Origin of the sequence: Hydrogenispora ethanolica (genome assembly GCF_004340685.1) — a bacterium.
Classification (GTDB): domain Bacteria; phylum Bacillota; class UBA4882; order UBA8346; family UBA8346; genus Hydrogenispora; species Hydrogenispora ethanolica.
In genome coordinates this window covers 1-15,806 of sequence record NZ_SLUN01000039.1, presented here as the reverse complement: position 1 = coordinate 15,806, position 15,806 = coordinate 1, and the positions used below count along the sequence as shown (strand labels likewise).

Annotated in this window: 13 protein-coding genes; 4 read left to right on the top strand and 9 right to left on the bottom strand. The window is 58.3% G+C overall.

What is annotated here, in order from left to right; genetic code table 11:
* Window positions 1–171: 171 nt before the first annotated feature.
* On the bottom strand, window positions 172–795 hold the full coding sequence (locus tag EDC14_RS22315) for an FHA domain-containing protein (protein ID WP_132016573.1): 624 nt from the start codon (window positions 793–795) through the stop codon (window positions 172–174).
* 651 nt (window positions 796–1,446) lie between these two features.
* Between EDC14_RS22315 and EDC14_RS22310 the strand changes: the two genes are divergently transcribed.
* The 3 genes from EDC14_RS22310 (at window position 1,447) to EDC14_RS22300 (ending at window position 5,562) form a co-directional block, all read left to right on the top strand.
* Window positions 1,447–1,887: a MarR family winged helix-turn-helix transcriptional regulator gene (locus tag EDC14_RS22310; protein ID WP_132016571.1), complete on the top strand. Its 441-nt coding sequence runs from the start codon at window positions 1,447–1,449 to the stop codon at window positions 1,885–1,887.
* A 96-nt stretch (window positions 1,888–1,983) separates the two neighbouring features.
* The gene (locus EDC14_RS22305; protein WP_132016569.1) at window positions 1,984–3,708 is read left to right on the top strand and encodes an ABC transporter ATP-binding protein; all 1,725 of its coding nucleotides are present in this window, start codon (window positions 1,984–1,986) and stop codon (window positions 3,706–3,708) included.
* Entirely contained in the window at window positions 3,709–5,562 is a 1,854-nt protein-coding gene (locus EDC14_RS22300; protein ID WP_424337428.1) for an ABC transporter ATP-binding protein, read from the top strand.
* A gap of 20 nt (window positions 5,563–5,582) precedes the next feature.
* Here the strand turns inward: EDC14_RS22300 and EDC14_RS22295 are convergent, their stop codons facing one another.
* Window positions 5,583–6,215 (bottom strand): exonuclease domain-containing protein, encoded by a 633-nt coding sequence (locus EDC14_RS22295; protein WP_132016567.1) that lies wholly within the window; start codon window positions 6,213–6,215, stop codon window positions 5,583–5,585.
* A 337-nt stretch (window positions 6,216–6,552) separates the two neighbouring features.
* Between EDC14_RS22295 and EDC14_RS22290 the strand changes: the two genes are divergently transcribed.
* Entirely contained in the window at window positions 6,553–6,981 is a 429-nt protein-coding gene (locus EDC14_RS22290; protein WP_132016565.1) for a hypothetical protein, read from the top strand.
* A 78-nt stretch (window positions 6,982–7,059) separates the two neighbouring features.
* On the opposite strand, the gene EDC14_RS22285 is transcribed toward EDC14_RS22290, so the two are convergent.
* The 7 genes from EDC14_RS22285 to EDC14_RS22255 form a co-directional block, all read right to left on the bottom strand.
* The gene (locus tag EDC14_RS22285; RefSeq protein ID WP_165908231.1) at window positions 7,060–7,680 is read right to left on the bottom strand and encodes a redox-sensing transcriptional repressor Rex; all 621 of its coding nucleotides are present in this window, start codon (window positions 7,678–7,680) and stop codon (window positions 7,060–7,062) included.
* Window positions 7,681–7,758: 78 nt separating this feature from the next.
* On the bottom strand, window positions 7,759–9,780 hold the full coding sequence (locus EDC14_RS22280) for an NADH-dependent [FeFe] hydrogenase, group A6 (protein WP_132016561.1): 2,022 nt from the start codon (window positions 9,778–9,780) through the stop codon (window positions 7,759–7,761).
* A complete protein-coding gene (locus EDC14_RS22275; RefSeq protein WP_132016559.1) occupies window positions 9,777–11,660 on the bottom strand; it encodes an NADH-quinone oxidoreductase subunit NuoF in 1,884 nt (627 codons plus the stop codon). The genes EDC14_RS22280 and EDC14_RS22275 overlap by 4 nt, the downstream gene beginning before the upstream one ends.
* The gene (gene nuoE, locus EDC14_RS22270; RefSeq protein ID WP_132016557.1) at window positions 11,657–12,196 is read right to left on the bottom strand and encodes an NADH-quinone oxidoreductase subunit NuoE; all 540 of its coding nucleotides are present in this window, start codon (window positions 12,194–12,196) and stop codon (window positions 11,657–11,659) included. Before nuoE ends, EDC14_RS22275 begins: the two co-directional genes overlap by 4 nt.
* 140 nt (window positions 12,197–12,336) lie before the next feature.
* Window positions 12,337–13,494 carry a SpoIIE family protein phosphatase gene (locus tag EDC14_RS22265; RefSeq protein ID WP_132016555.1) on the bottom strand — a complete coding sequence of 386 codons (1,158 nt, stop codon included), beginning with the start codon at window positions 13,492–13,494 and terminating at the stop codon, window positions 12,337–12,339.
* Window positions 13,491–15,200, bottom strand: coding sequence for a [Fe-Fe] hydrogenase large subunit C-terminal domain-containing protein (locus EDC14_RS22260; RefSeq protein WP_132016553.1), 1,710 nt, complete (start codon window positions 15,198–15,200; stop codon window positions 13,491–13,493). Before EDC14_RS22260 ends, EDC14_RS22265 begins: the two co-directional genes overlap by 4 nt.
* A 43-nt stretch (window positions 15,201–15,243) precedes the next feature.
* Complete coding sequence (locus EDC14_RS22255) at window positions 15,244–15,492, bottom strand: (2Fe-2S) ferredoxin domain-containing protein (RefSeq protein WP_132016551.1); 249 nt, start codon at window positions 15,490–15,492, stop codon at window positions 15,244–15,246.
* Window positions 15,493–15,806: the final 314 nt, after the last annotated feature.

The window sequence follows — 15,806 nt, the reverse complement described above, 5'->3', positions numbered from 1 at the left end:
TTTAGACTTTCGACTTTAGACTCTAGACTTTAGACTTTCGACTCTAGACTTTAGACTTTAGACTTTAGACTTTCGACTCTAGACTTTAGACTTTAGACTTTAGACTTTCGACTCTAGACTCTAGACTCTCGGGCTATTTCAACAGATAACCGTAACCTCGTTTATTACAGATCAATGCCCCATCTTTCCCCAGTTTTCCCGTAACCGTTTGACCAGGACGATGACTTCCTCATCCCCGACCAACGGGCTGCCCGCTTCCTGACACCGCTCCGGCCACACCGTCCTCTTGATGGTCAGGCTGTCAACCGCAGATCCCCGGTTTCGGTACAAAAGCCGGAATAATGCATAGAGATTGCCGGTGAGTTCGATCGGCCGGCCTGCAATCAACACCTCCCGCTTCGCCTCATCCAGCACGATATCGGTCTCCTTTTGATGAGGCCACGGCAGTGTTTCGTCCGGACAAGTTTCGATAAAAAAACTCAATACAACCTCGCTTCCGGCCAGATCAATGGTATCTCCGTGATTCAACGGATACGGCTCGTTTTTGTTTAACAACATCCCATTGACGGCCGTCCCGTGTTTACTGTGATCCGTGATCGCATAACCATCGTTCACCATGGTAATCTCGGCATGATTCCGGGAAATGTAGGCGCTGACGAACGCCAGATCCGGCCGGTGAGCCTCCCAAGCCCGTCCGATCGAATAACGCTCTTTGGATATGGAAAAGGATTCCCGTTGACCATGAGGAGAACCCTTGGTGACAAGCAAAAAAGCTCTGCCTGGTTTTTTGGACATTGCGCCCCCGCCGTTATGAATGGCTCAAAGCGAGTATATTTCCGCTAAAATCAAATCATATTTTAATATTCTACAGCATTCCAAATATTCCTATCGTTCCATTTTTCAAATGAGAGAATTGCAAATTGCAGTATCCTTGCGCAGCCGCCGGGCGTGTTCACTCAGCTGCTGCGCATCCTCGCTCCGTTACCGTGCATTCTCGCGCAGTGGTTGCGCATGCCCGCGCAGTTGCCGTGGTTCCTCGCCCGGTCGCTGTGCAAGCTCGCCCAGTTACTGCGTAAGCTCGCCCGGTTGCTGCGTATTTTCGCTTTCTTACGAAACCATTTCGCACAGTTACTGTGCGAGCTCTTTCCGTAACTGAACGAAACCCTTCGGTGGCTGTGGAAGGATGCGCAGTGGCTGAACACGTTTCTCCGGCAGCTCACGGAGAATTTTCTGCCGCCGAACATGCCCGTTCGCTGACCCAATCCAATCATTGAGGAATTCGGGGTTCTGCCCGTGTCCTCCAATCGGTCCTTGCCGGGGGCGGCGTCGCTGCTTCCCTTCCGGCCGAACCTTATGCTCCGCCCCGTTCAAAAACAGAGGGTTGACAAATTGCAATGTCATGCTATGCTATCAATTAGACGACTAACTAAAAGAGGACGCAGACCCATGGACCCGCTGGATCGACAATCCTTAAGCCACGCCTTGCGGCAGTTTATCAACATTCACCGCCAACGCACCCACGCCCTCCTGGGAAAACTCGGCCTGTACCCGGGGCAGTCGCCGCTCCTCTTCATGCTGTGGGAGCGGGACGGCCGCACCCAAAAAGAATTCGCCGAACGGCTGCAGGTGGCGCCGGCCACCATCACCGTAATGCTGCAGCGGATGGAAAGGACCGGTCTCCTGGAGCGGCGGCCCGACCCCGGGGACCTGCGGGTGTCCCGGGTCTACCTCACCGAGGCGGGCCGCAGGATCCGGGTGGAGGTGGAGGCGGTCCACAAACAATTGAACGACCAATGCTTCGCCGGCTTCACCCTTGAGGAACGGGTGCTGCTGCGGCGGTTCCTCCTCCAGATGCACGACAATCTGGCCCGGCCCGAAGCGGAGTGAACGGCCCGGTCAAATATTTAGGCGTCAAACTAATTGCGTTTTTTTCGCTCCCGGTGCGCGCCAGACCATCCTATCCCCGAATCAAGGAGTGACCTCATGAAAAGACTGGCATCCTACTTAAAACCGTACTGGAAGGCGGCGCTCCTGGCGCCGCTGCTGATGATCGTGGAGGTGGTCGCCGATCTGCTGCAGCCGACCTTCATGGCGCGGATCGTCGACCATGGGATCGCCGGCGGCGATATGGGCTTTATCCTGCGGACCGGCGCGCTGATGATCGGGATCACCCTGATCGGCATGGCCGGCGGGGTCGGCTGTACCGTCTTTGCCAGCGTCGCCTCGCAGAAATTCAGCGCCGACCTCCGCAACGACCTCTTTCAAAAAGTGCAATCCTTCTCCTTTGAAAATCTGGATACCTTCAAGACGGCCTCGCTGATCACCCGGCTCACCAATGATGTGGTGCAGCTCCAGAACGTGGTCCTGGCGATGCTGCGGATCATGGTCCGGGCGCCTTTGATGGGTCTGGGCGGCATCATCCTGGCCCTGATGATCAATCCCGGGCTGGCCGCCATCCTGCTGGTGATCATGCCGTTGTTGATCCTGGCCCTCACCGGGGTGATCCGCAAGGGCTTCCCGCTCTTCAACCAGGTGCAGCAGCGGCTGGACCGGGTCAACACCGTCATCCGCGAGAACCTGGCCGGCGTCCGGGTGGTCAAGGCCTTCGTCCGGTCCGACTACGAGAAGCGGCGCTTCGGCGATGCCAACGAAGCCTTGACGGCGATCGCCACCAAAGCTTCGCGGCTGGTCGGGCTGACCATGCCGCTGATGTTTCTCCTGATGAACCTGGGCGTCATCGCCGTGGTCTGGTTCGGCGGGGTACGGGTCAATTCCGGCAACATGCAGGTGGGACAGGTGATGGCCTTCATCAATTACATGGTGCAGATCCTCTTCTCCCTCATGATGGTGGCTTTCATGCTGATGGCCATCTCCCGGGCCAAGGCCTCGGCCGACCGCATTCTGGAAGTGCTGGCCGCCGAGGCCCCGATTCGGGATCCGGCGCGCCCGGCGGCCCAGGCCATCCGGCAGGGCCGGATCGACTTTCAAAACGTCTCTTTCCGCTACCGGGGCGGGGGCGGCGCCGCGGTGCTCCGCGATCTGGACCTCACGGTGCTGCCGGGCCAGACCACGGCGATCCTCGGTGCGACCGGTTCCGGCAAATCGACGCTGGTCAACCTGATCCCCCGTTTCTACGATGTGACGGCCGGGCGGGTACTCGTCGACGGGACCGATGTCCGGGATTATCCCCTGGAAGCGCTGCGCCAAGCCATCGGCATGGTGCTGCAGGAGTCGGTGCTCTTCTCCGGGACCATCCTGGAGAATATCCGCTGGGGCCGGCCGGAGGCATCGGAGGCGGAAGTGCGCGCCGCGGCCGAGGCCGCCCAGGCGCACGAATTCATCAGCCAGCTGCCCGACGGCTACGGAACCGTCCTCGGCCAACGCGGCGTCAACCTCTCCGGCGGCCAGAAGCAGCGGCTGGCGATCGCCCGGGCGCTCTTGCGCCGGCCTGCCATTCTGATCCTGGACGACAGCACCAGCGCGGTGGATCTGCGTACCGAAGCCCGAATCCAGCAAGCGCTCAAAGCCATGTCCGGCGTGACCTGCCTGGTCATCGCGCAGCGCATCAGCAGCGTGATCGATGCCGATCAGATCCTGGTGCTGGACGACGGCCGGATCGTCGCCCGCGGCACCCACCGGGAACTGCTGCAATCCTGCGCGCTTTATCAGGACATCTATCAATCGCAATTGGGCGAGGAGGCGGTTTGAATGGCGGAGAAAAATTCGGGGCAACCTTCTCAGCCGCCGGCCAGGATGATGGCCGGCATGCGGCCGGGCGGTCCGCGCCACGGCGTCCCTTTCATGGGGCCGCAAGGCAAGGCCAAGAACGGCCTGGCCACGCTGAAGCGGCTATGGGGTTATTTGCAGCGGCAAAAAACCGGGCTGATCGCCGTCTTCCTGCTGGTGTTGGCCAGTTCGGCCTGTACCTTGGCAGGGCCTTTCCTGATCGGCCGGGCCATCGACAGCATGGTGGGCGGCGCGGGGGCCGTGAACTTCGGCAAGCTCGGCGGGATCGCCCTGCTTTTGGCGGTGATCTACGGTTGCGGCGCTCTGGCCACTTGGTTCCAGATCTACCTGGTCATCGGAGTGGCGCAGATCACCGTCCGCGATCTGCGCCAGGACCTCTTCGCCAAATTGCAGACCTTGCCGGTGCGCTTCTTTGACCGGCAGACCCACGGCGAATTGATGAGCCGCCTGACCAATGACGTGGATAACATCAACAACTCCTTGAGCCAGAGCGTGACCCAGGTCTTCTCGAGCCTCATCACCATCCTGGGCTCGGTCGGCCTGATGCTCTGGCTCAGTCCGCTGTTGACCGGAATCTGCCTGGCCGTGGTGCCCCTCGGCGTCTGGCTCGCCAAGCGGATCGCCGTATCCACCGCCAAATACTTTTCGTTGCAGCAAAAAGAGCTCGGCAACCTGAACGGCTATATTGAGGAGATCGTCTCCGGGCAACGGGTCGTCAAGGCCTTTTCCCATGAGGCGCGGGCGGTGGCCGATTTTCAAGCGATCAACAGCCGCTTGACCCGGGTGGGGATCCGAGCCCAGATCTGCGCCGGGATCATTCCGCCGCTCATGAACCTGATCAATAATAACGCGGTCTTCGCGATCGTGGCGACCGGCGGCGGCTGGCTGGCCCTCCGGGGAATGATCACCGTGGGCGTGGTTGCCAGTTTCTTAAACTACGCCAAACAGTTCGGCCGGCCCATCAACGAGCTGGCCAATCAGTTCAACATGCTCCAATCGGCCTTGGCCGGCGCGGAAAGAGTCTTTGAGGTGATGGACGAGGAGTCGGAGAAGGAGCATCAGTCCGCGCCAACCGAGCCGGTCACCGCTGGCGCGGTGGCCTTCCGGGACGTCTGTTTCGGATACCGGCCGGAGGTGCCCATTCTGAAGCATATTGACCTGACGGCCGCTCCGGGGCAGACCGTCGCCCTGGTGGGACCGACCGGCGCCGGCAAGACCACCATCGTCAACCTGTTGACCCGTTTTTACGAGATCGACCGGGGGACGATCACCATCGACGGCCGGGACATCCGGACCCTTCCCAAGGACGGCCTCCGCCGCTCGCTCGGCATCGTGCTGCAGGAGAGTTATTTATTCGCGGATACGGTGCGCGAGAATATCCGCTACGGCCGGCTCGACGCCAGCGACGCCGCGGTGGAGCGGGCAGCGCGCTTGGCCAATGCCGATCTCTTCATCGAACGGCTGCCGCAGGGTTACGACACGCTGCTCAGCGAGGACGGCGGCAATCTCAGCCAGGGGCAGCGGCAGCTCTTGACGATCGCCCGGGCGATCCTGGCCGATCCGGCCATCCTGATCCTGGATGAAGCCACCAGCAGCGTCGACACCCGCACCGAGCAGCATATTCAGCAAGCCATGCTGGAGCTGATGAAAGGCCGCACCAGTTTTGTGATTGCCCATCGCCTGAGCACCATCCGCGAAGCCGATCAAATCCTGGTCATCCACGGCGGCACCATCATCGAGCGCGGCAACCACCGGCAATTGCTGGCGGCCGGGGGATTCTACCACGATCTCTATTTCAGCCAGTTCCGGCGGTGACTTTCCGGTGCGACCCGCCGTCAGCTCGTTTGCCCTCCGGCGCTTTGGGGAGAATGGGCGCTGGGTCCGGCCTTAAATTTTCTCCCCTGGAGCAGTTCCAAAAGGTATGTAACGCCTTGGCCATTCATCTGGGAGAGCAACATCAGGCAGGAGCGGACATCGTCGCCGGCCCGGTGGGCGGTCCCGGCCCCGATGCGATGGGCCCGGAGCAGATTCTGCAGTCCCTTGGAGGGAAAGCCTTTCTTCCGCCAGTTGATGCCGTTCATCGAACAGTACCAGACCTTCCGCTCCACGCTGGGGAAGAGCTTGCGCACGAAGGAATAATCGAAACCGGCGTTATGCGCGATCAGAAACTCGGCGCGGGCGACCAGCGCCTCAACCATGGCATCATCCAAGCTCCGGCCGTTGATGCTATCCTTGGTGATGCCATGCACCCGGGCCGCGCCGGGAGAAATGGCGCAGGCCGGCTCCCGCAGGCCGGTATAATGGCCGAGAATCCCCTGAATGCGCCCGCTCGCCCTGTCAAAGGCGAAAAGATAAATGGAAAGCTCGATCACCTCATCTCGCCAGGGATTCAAGCCCGTAGTCTCCACATCGAGGAAAGCCGCCACCCCCCATTCGGGGCTCGCTTCCTGCAATTCCGCCAATTCCATGCTCTTCCTCCTCGTTCAGCCGGTCATTCCCATCGTTCCATCGCTGTGCCAATGGCAATTCTGTTCTTCCGTCCAAAATCATCCAACCCACGGATTATTCCCGATCGGATGGGAATAATCCTTCCGGGATGAATAAAATGACCAGGAAGACCGGGATTTTAGAGAAACATCCCGGTCATATAGGTCCATCTTGGACACAGCCTGGGACTAAAGACCCAGACGCGAATGGTTCTTTCGTAGGATACTCGGTTCGCCCAATTCATATTATGATTGGATCAGGAGTTGGCTGATACCGGAGGGCTGAACCGTTCAACTGTCCGGCAATGGAGTGATTCGGGTGAACAGAATCTCTTTGAGCGTCATGGTCTTATTCGCTTTTCCACCGGCTTCCGAGAATGAACTCTTGATAAAGGCGTGGCCCGTGGCCGGCCCTCTGGCGGCCGCGGGAATGAAGCAATCCATCTCCGCCACTTTCACTTGGGATGGCAGCGGCCGCGGGACCGTAACCACACTCCTTCCGGACGGCGAAGCCTGCTCCGGCGAGTACGCCTGCCTTTCCAAACGGACCCCCGCCTTTTTCCATTCCGAGGATTATCATAACTTCTACGGCGGCAATCTTCCGCAAAAGGGCCTGCAATACGGGCAAGCGCTGCTCACCGGCGCGTGCGGGACTATCATCCAAGCCGAATTCTATATCAATCTGAGGGCGAATCAACGCTTTGGACTGGCGCGGGACAACCGGAATAATATCTATCAATTCCTGTAGGCGGCGACACGAAAAAAGCGCAACAAAAAACCGGTTTGAATGAATGGATTCAAACCGGTGAATCAAAACTGCTGAGAATCAATCCTTTTCCGCCAGGAAATGGAACAGCGTGGCCAATCCCGCGGCCAGATCCTCGTTACGGACCACGACGTCCGGCGGCGTTTCCAAAGAAACCGGGGCAAAGTTCCAGATGGCCTTGATCCCCGCCCGGACCATAATTCCGGCGATAGGTTGGGCCCAGTCCGTCGGAACCGTGATGATCCCGACTTTGATCCCCAGGCGTTTGACGATATGCTCCAACTCGGCCACCGGGAACACCTCGCGGCCGCTGACCCGCTGCCCCACCAGTTCCGGGGCGGAGTCAAACAAAGCCACGATATTCAAGCCGTAGCGTTCAAAACCAGTATAATCGACGATCGCCCTTCCCAGCCGGCCAACTCCGACCAGCACCGCCTCGTTGGTGTTTTTCAAGCCCAGAATCTCTTCCAGCTTGGCCTTGAGCGAATTGACATGGTAGCCGAGGCCGGCCTGGCCCAGGGCGCCAAACACGGTCAGGTCCCTCCGGACCTGAACCGCGTTGACCTGAGCCGCTCTGGCGATCTCCTCGGATGAGACGTAATTCTCGCCCCGTTCCGCGGCCCCGCAGAGGCAGCGATAATAGAAGGGCAGCCGTTTCAAAGTAAACTTGGGTACTATCATGGTCGACCGTTTCAACTCCATTCCCAATGGAAGCAACGGCAGGATTCGGGTGCCATGATGAATGCCGTTACCGCCCCGTTATTGTTTCACCGGAAGCTTTGGCAAAACTCGTTCTTTCAAGATCGTATCCACTTGATCGACGGTCACGCCGCCGATCACTTCTTCGTTGATCCGGATCGAAGGCCCCCCGCTGCAACCTTCCAGGCAGAAGGTGGCGTGGAGATTCAGCCGATCCCGCACGCCGGCCTGTTCCGCCTTTTTGATGAATTCCTGCAAAGTATTGTAGGAACCCTTCAAGTAGCAGCAAGTACCGACGCAGACCGCCAGATCCACTTTGTGCTTCCGTTCGCTGGTCAACAGCTGAATATCCTCATCGGTGATCCGGCCCCGGGTCGCATAGCTCGTATGCAGGCTTTCATGCGCCTCGTGGCTGTTGGGCCGTTCCAGCCATTTCTCGTAAAACTTGGCCACGACCGGATTATCCTGCGCTTTCCGCAGTTGCGACAGTTTATCCGCGCGATAGATGCTGCGGGCGCGGGCTTTTTTGACTTCCTGGTCGGTGGCGATGGGCTGTCCGGCGCCGCCGATGCAACCGCCCGGGCAGGCCATGACTTCGATCAGATGGTACTTGGCCTCGCCATTCTGGATCCGGCGCAACAGTTCCTTGGCGTTGGCCAAACCGTGGACCACCGCGATCTTGACTTCCGTGCCGTTCAGATCGACCGCAAACTCCTTCAATCCTTTAAAGCCGCGGACCTCTTCGAAATTCACCTGCTCCAGAACGGTCCCGGTGGCGATCTCATAAGCCGCCCGCAGCGACGCCTCGGCCACGCCGCCGGTGGCCCCGAAAATTACTCCGGCGCCGGTGGTAAAGCCGAACGGCATGTCGAACGATTCCACTTCCACCTTATCGAAGGCCAGGCCCGACTCGCGAATCATCCGCGCCAGCTCCTGGGTGGTCAGAACCAGGTCGACATCGGGCACGCCGTCGGTGGTGAATTCGGGCCGGGTAATCTCAAATTTCTTCGCCGTACATGGCATGATCGAAACCACATAGATATCTTCCGGCTTCTTGCCAAGCTCCCGGGCCCAGTACTTCTTGACCAGCGAGCCGAACATCTGCTGCGGCGAACGGCATGATGAAAGATTGGGCAAGAAATCCGGCGCATTATGCTCGGCGTATTTCACCCAAGCCGGGCAGCAAGAAGTGAATTGCGGCAGGCGCTCGCCCTGCTCCACCCGCTCCAGAAACTCGGTGGTCTCCTCCATCACCGTCAGATCGGCGGCGATCGAGGTATCAAAGACTTTCGCGAAACCCAGCCGTTTCAAAGCGGCCACCACTTTGCCGGTGACGATCTCCCCGGCCGGCAGGCCGAACTCTTCGCCCAGAGCGACCCGGACCGCCGGCGCCACTTGAGCCACGACCAACTTGCCCGAATCGTTCAGGGCGGCCCAGGCTTTGCCGATCTCCGACTTGACCACGATGGCGCCGGTCGGGCAGATGGCCGCGCATTGGCCGCAATTGACGCAATCGACATCGGTCAGATTCTTATGAAAGGCCGGAGTCACTTGGACCTTGGAGCCGCGGTTGGCGAAGTTCAACACGCCGATCCCCTGCACTTCGCTGCACATCCGGACGCAATCGCCGCAAAGAATACATTTGTTGGGGTCGCGCACCAGCGAGGTGCCCGAATCGTCCAGCGGCAGTTTGACGTCGCGTTCGCCGAAGCGGATCTTGCGCACGCCGAAACGTTCCGCCAGATCCTGCAGTTTGCAATGGCCGCTCTTCTCGCAGGTGGTGCATTCCCGGTCGTGATTGGCCAGCAACAGTTCTAAAACGGTTTTACGGGCCCGCTGCACCCGCGGGCTGTTAGTGAGGATCTTCATTCCCGGCGCCGGCGGGGTGGAGCAGGAGGCGACAATGCCCCGTCCCTCAAGCTCGACCACACACATCCGGCACGCGCCGTAGATGCTCAATTCGGAATTGTAGCAGAAAGTCGGAATTTCAATCCCGATCTTGCGGATCAACTCCAGCAAACTCTGCTCCCCGTTTATTTCAACGACTTGATTGTCAACGATTACGGTCTGATTGGTGCTCATCGGGCTCCCTCCTCAATGGCCTTGAATGGGCAACTGCTCACACAAGCGCCGCATTTGATGCACTTCTCCGAATCAATGGTGAACGGTTTTCTGATTTCACCGGAGATCGCCTGAACCGGACAGACTTTGCTGCATTTGCTGCAGCCCTTGCACAACGCGGGATTGATGCTGTATCCCAACAAGGCTTTGCAGACTCCGGCCGGGCAGCGTTTATCGACCACGTGGGCCAGATATTCGTCTTTAAAGTATTTCAGCATGGTCAGGACCGGGTTCGGCGCGGTCTTGCCCAGGCCGCAGAGCGAAGCGTCCTTCACGGCGTTCGCCAGGTCCTCCAGGATCTCGACATCTTCCGGACGGCCTTCACCGTCCACCGCCCGCTGCAACATTTCGAGCAGCCGTTTGGTACCCTCGCGGCACGGCACGCATTTGCCGCAGGACTCGTTCTGGGTGAAATTCATGAAATACCGGGCGAATTCCACCATGCAAGTATCCTTGGCGGTTACCACCAAGCCTCCGGAACCGATCATGGCGCCGACCGAAAGCAGCGAATCGAAGTCCAGTTTCATGTCGAGGTGTTCCTCGGTCAGACAGCCGCCCGACGGCCCGCCGATCTGCACCGCTTTGAATTCCTTGCCGTCCCGGAGCCCGCCGCCGATTTCGAAGACGATCTCCCGCAGGGTGATGCCCATCGGCACCTCGATCAAGCCGGTATTGGCGACCTGTCCGGTCAGGGCGAAGGTTTTGGTTCCCGGGCTCTTCTCCGTGCCCCGGCTACGGAACCATGCCGCGCCGCGGCTAATGATCTGCGGCACATTGGCGAAGGTCTCCACGTTATTGATCAGGGTCGGCTTGCCCCACAGACCCGACTGCGCCGGAAACGGCGGCTTGGGACAGGGCATGCCGCGTTTGCCCTCGATCGAGGCCATCAACGCCGTCTCCTCGCCGCAGACGAAAGCGCCTGCGCCTTCCTTGATCTTCAGATCAAACGCAAATCCGGTTCCCAAAATATTGCTTCCTAACAAGCCAAGCTCCCGCGCGGCCTGGACCGCGACCTTCAGCCTGTGAACAGCCAGCGGATACTCGGCCCGCACGTAAATATAACCTTCCGAAGCGCCCACGGCATAACCGGCGATGGCCATTCCCTCAATCACTTTATGGGGATCGCCCTCCATCACGCTGCGGTCCATGAATGCTCCCGGGTCACCTTCGTCGCCGTTACAGACCACATATTTTTGGCTGCCCGGCGAAATGCGGGTGGCGTCCCACTTGCGGCCGGTCGGGAAACCGCCGCCGCCCCGGCCGCGCAAGCCCGATTCAATCACTTCTTTGCAGACTGCCTCGGGGCTGGACTCGGTGAGCGCCTTGGCCAGAGCCTGATATCCGCCGCCCGCGATATATTCGCGGATCTCCTCCGGATCGATCACGCCGCAGTGGCCGAGCACGTTCCGGTTTTGATTCTTATAGAACGGAATATTGCCTTCCTCGGCATATACCTCGCCGGTGAGCGGGTGATGATACAATAAATGTTTCACCGGCTCCTCGTTATTAACCAGCGCGCTGACGATGGCCGTGGCATCCTCCACTTTAACTTTGGTATAGAGGACTCCGGACGGTTCGATCCGCACGAGGGGCCCCATCTCGCAGAAACCATGGCAACCGCTTTTGACGACCGAAGTTCCCGAACAGCCGTCCAACATCATTTCGACGGTCACAAAAGTGCCTTGTTTGGCAACCTCTTCTTTTAAAGCCTCGAATATTTTCAAGGATCCGTTGGCGACACAACCGGTTCCGGCGCAGATCAGGATACGCGCCGTTTCGCGCTGGTAGCCTTGGCTCCATTTTTCTTGAAGTTCGTTCAGTTGTTGGCGGGAATCAATCATCTCCCTTCACCTTCTTCCGCTAGAATTCGATCGAGAATGATCGTAATGGCATCGGGAGTCATCTGCCCGTAGATCTGCTCGTTGATCATCACAACCGGCGCCAGGCCGCAAGCTCCCAGACAAGAAACAGTTTCAACCGTGAAACGCAGGTCATCGGTGGTCAATTTATTGCCCGTCAGACCGACCCGTTTCCGGATGGCTTCTTTTACCGGATCGGAGCCCCGCACGTGACAAGCTGTTCCATCGCAGATTTTCACCACGTATTTGCCTTTGGGCTCCAGGGAAAACTGGGCGTAAAAGGTAGCAACGCCAAAGACGGTGGCCGGCGATAGCCCCATGACCGTCGCGATGTAAGTCAAAATCTCCTCCGGCAAGTAACGGTACTCCTCCTGCACTTCCTGAAGGATGGGAATTAATGCTGATTGCGCCTTGCCGTGGGCGTCAATGATCTCGTTCACCCGTTCAAAACGGCGGCGCGGCAATAATGAACTATCAGTCCGGGTCTTTTTTTCCTGCAAAATTGCTTCTTCTCCCATCTCACCTGATCCTTTCGTCGATTTTCATATTTAAGTGTGAAACCTAAATATCCTTGGAATGGCAAAACTACTCGAAATACTCGTCGGATGCCCGATATATCAAAGCGCCAACCGGACTTCGCATTGGCGTTCGCTGTGCCTCATAAATACTGAACTTCCACTTGTTTCCCCAACCCTTTCAGGATCTCGGTGATCTCCGCGACCATCTGCATCTTCAATCCGAAATGAATGGGGAGACTGGGGTTTTGATGAGCCGGATTAATGGCCCTGCCCACCAGGAAACGGATCTCATCGCTTTCCAATAACACCTTGGCCAGATCGACCGCGCCATTGAATCCCTGGGGCAGATCTTTGGACGCGTGGATGGTTTTGAGATACTCCGCCACTTTGCTCAAGGTAATAATCCCCTCGGTTACCAGGTCGATCCCTTCCAAGCGGCCGGTCGGCGGCAACGCCGGATTAAAATGTTCCAGGTCGGCCTCGATCTCCCGGCCCAGCGCCCGCGCGACGATCGTTCCGGTCGTGCCGCCGCAGATCACTTTTTTGCCGGGCGCGGCGAGGATCTCCCGGACCAACACCGGATCATCCTCGCGGTTTTTCGGCGGGCCCACCGCCACGGTCGCCAGCCGCGGCCTCCGGATCAGCAGCGAAAGCACCGTGGCATCATCGCCCGGTTTTCCCGCATACAGTTGATCACAGGCATCCAACAGCCAGCGGCTGAGCCGCGGGGCGTCATCGCCCTCTTTGACCAGCGCGATTTGCTGCAGGTACTCGGCGACATTGTCCCATTGCCAGCCCAGGTTGAGCACCTCGCCGACCCCGGCATGGATGATCCCGTCCGACACCACCACCAGCACATCTCCGGGCTGGAGCCAGAGATGAGTCTCTTTGATCCGCTTGCCGCAAACCTCGCTCTCCCGGGCGTCGGTTTTGACCAGATCGCCTTCCCGGAAGTAAAAGACCCGGGGATTGTCGAATTCGACGATATAGGTTTCGCCCGACTGTTTCACCTGGACGATGGTGAAAGTGGAATAGGCGATATTGCGTTTTTGACAGACCGGCAGGGTCTTGCTGACGGTATCGACGACCTCTTCCAGGCTGGCCCCTTTCTCCAGCATGGTGGCGATGATCTTGGCGGTCATCTTGGAAAGGATATTGGCCTTCACGCCGCTGCCCAACCCGTCCGCCAGCACCGCCATTACCGAATCCTCGGTCCGGACCAGCTCGACATTGTCGCCGCAGAGCTCCTCGCCGTGTTTATTCAGGCTCGCCCAACCGGTATCGATATACATACTCATCGCAACTTCTCTTCTTCATTGCTGATCAGCTTCATCAGCCGGGTCAGCTGCACTTTGGTCTCAGCGGTGGTCTCGCCCAACAAGCCGGCGATCTCCTGGGCGACCCGCATTTGTTTGTCGATTACTTCCTGAGCCTTCTCCAGGGTCTCTTCGGTGACCCGGTCCAGTCGCTCTTTTTGCTGCTTCTCCTTGGTGATGTCGGCGAAGATGCCGATCAACACCCCTTCTTTCTCTACATAAAAAACGGCTTGCCAGGCCACCATCCCGTAATTGGGGAACCCGACCTCGCCGGTGACCAGTTCCTTGGTTCTCAACACCCTCTCGAAGTCCTGAGGATCGATGATGGTTGACAATTTCCGCCCGACTACCTGTTCCTGGCGGCAGACGAATCTTTGCTCGGCAGCCGGATTCACTTCCAGAATGCGCAATTCCTGATCGACCACGAAGATGGCGTTCGGCGTCATCTGGCAGATCAGGTGGGCTTTGGATTCCGCCTTGGCCCGCATATAGGGGATGCACATATCCACTTCGGCCATGCCGTTGGCGATGGCCACCGCTTTTTCGCGGCAGGAATTGTAGCCACAGGCGCCGCAGTTCAGCTCGTCTTCGGGTTTGAACTTGCCGGTCCGGGCCAGGATCTTATTGATCTCCTCCTCCGGGACTTTGGCGGAGATGGCCAAAGGTTTCGGCGTATAACGCCGCGCCATCAGCGGACTGGCCGGATGGGCCGAATCGCCTTCCATCTCAGCCCTCCGCTGCTCGGCATATTTCAAAAGCCGTTCCCGCCGGGAGAAAAGACTCTCATCCCCGCCCATGCCGGGCCCGGCCAAGCATCCACCGCGACAAGCCAACAGCTCGATCAGTTTCAATCCGTTTTTCGCCTCATGAAAGCGCTCCAAAAAGGCGATGGATTCGTCGAGGCCGTCAATGCTCAGGATATCCTGGGACATCAAGTCCGTGCTCAACGCGACCGTTCGGGCCAGTCCGCCCGGACTGGGGAATGCCTGCGCCTTGCCGGTGCGGATTCCGTCAAACCGGTCCGCCTCCAACCGGGCGGGTTCGAGCTTCGCCAATTCAAACAACGTCGCCAATTCCGCGAAGGTCAGCACGGCGTCGATAGCGCCGCTGCGCGGCTCTTCCCCCTTTTTGGCGATGCAGGGGCCGATGAACACCACTTTGGCGGCTGCCCCGTACCGGGCTTTCAGGATCCGGCCATGGGCGACCATGGGCGAAACCACCGGCGCCAAGTAAGGCAGTAAGTCGGGATAATAGATCTCCAGCAAATTGACGACGGCCGGGCAACAGCTGGTGATGACCGGCAAATTCCCCGTTCCGATCAGCCGCAGATGCTCCTTGGCGACCCATTCGGCGCCTTCGGCGGTCTCTTCGATATATTGGAATCCCAGTTTCCGCAGGCCGCTGACGAGCTGGCCCACATCCTTCAGTTCAAAGGCGGCGGCCGCCGAAGGCGCCAGGCTTACCGCCACGGAAGCGCCGGAATCCAGGAATTGTTGCACCCGTTCGATATGGCTCTCGATCTTTTTGGCGTTTTGCGGACAGATCGTAACACAGCGGCCATCCGCGATACAGCGGCTGTCCACGACTTCGGCGTGGCCGTCGGTGACCCGGATCGCCTTCACCGGGCAGGAGCGCACACACTTATAACAATCGCGACAGCTGGTCCGGATGGTTGAGATCAAACCCATCGTGATTCCCCCTTTGTTCGTTGCAAAACAGCGCCGGGTCGGGTTACAAGTGGCTTTCCAACACGTGATCCGCAAAAAATTGGGCGACGTTGTCTTTGGACAGGGAGCTGTAAATTTGGCCGTCAATTCGCGCGTTGACGCCATCGCAACATTCGCCGAGGCAAAAACAGGCTTTCAATTCGACCTGGATCTCCAAGGAATTTTCGGCAATCAACCGTTTTAACTCGTTGATGACGTCATAGGCCCCTTTTAAATGGCAGGAGCTTCCAACGCATACCGCTACTTGACGCATGCCCAAGCCCTCCCCTTGTGAACGTTTTCACAATTCTGCCCAAAAGTTTGTGAAAATCGTTACAATCGAAAACATTAAAAAAGCCCGTACTCCAGGTTTCCAATAGCTTGTAACTTTTTTCACAATCAAAAATATCCAAAACTAGTATAGTATGATTACGATGGTTTTGCAAGATTATTAACTGAAAGTTCATTGTAATCTTTTATAGGCCATCTAACGAACGAAATTGAGTTCAAAAGAGGCAAAAAATCAGACAGGAAAGCCGGCAAAAGAAGGAATCACAAGCAATTCACGAAGTTTGAGAGCGGTGAGAA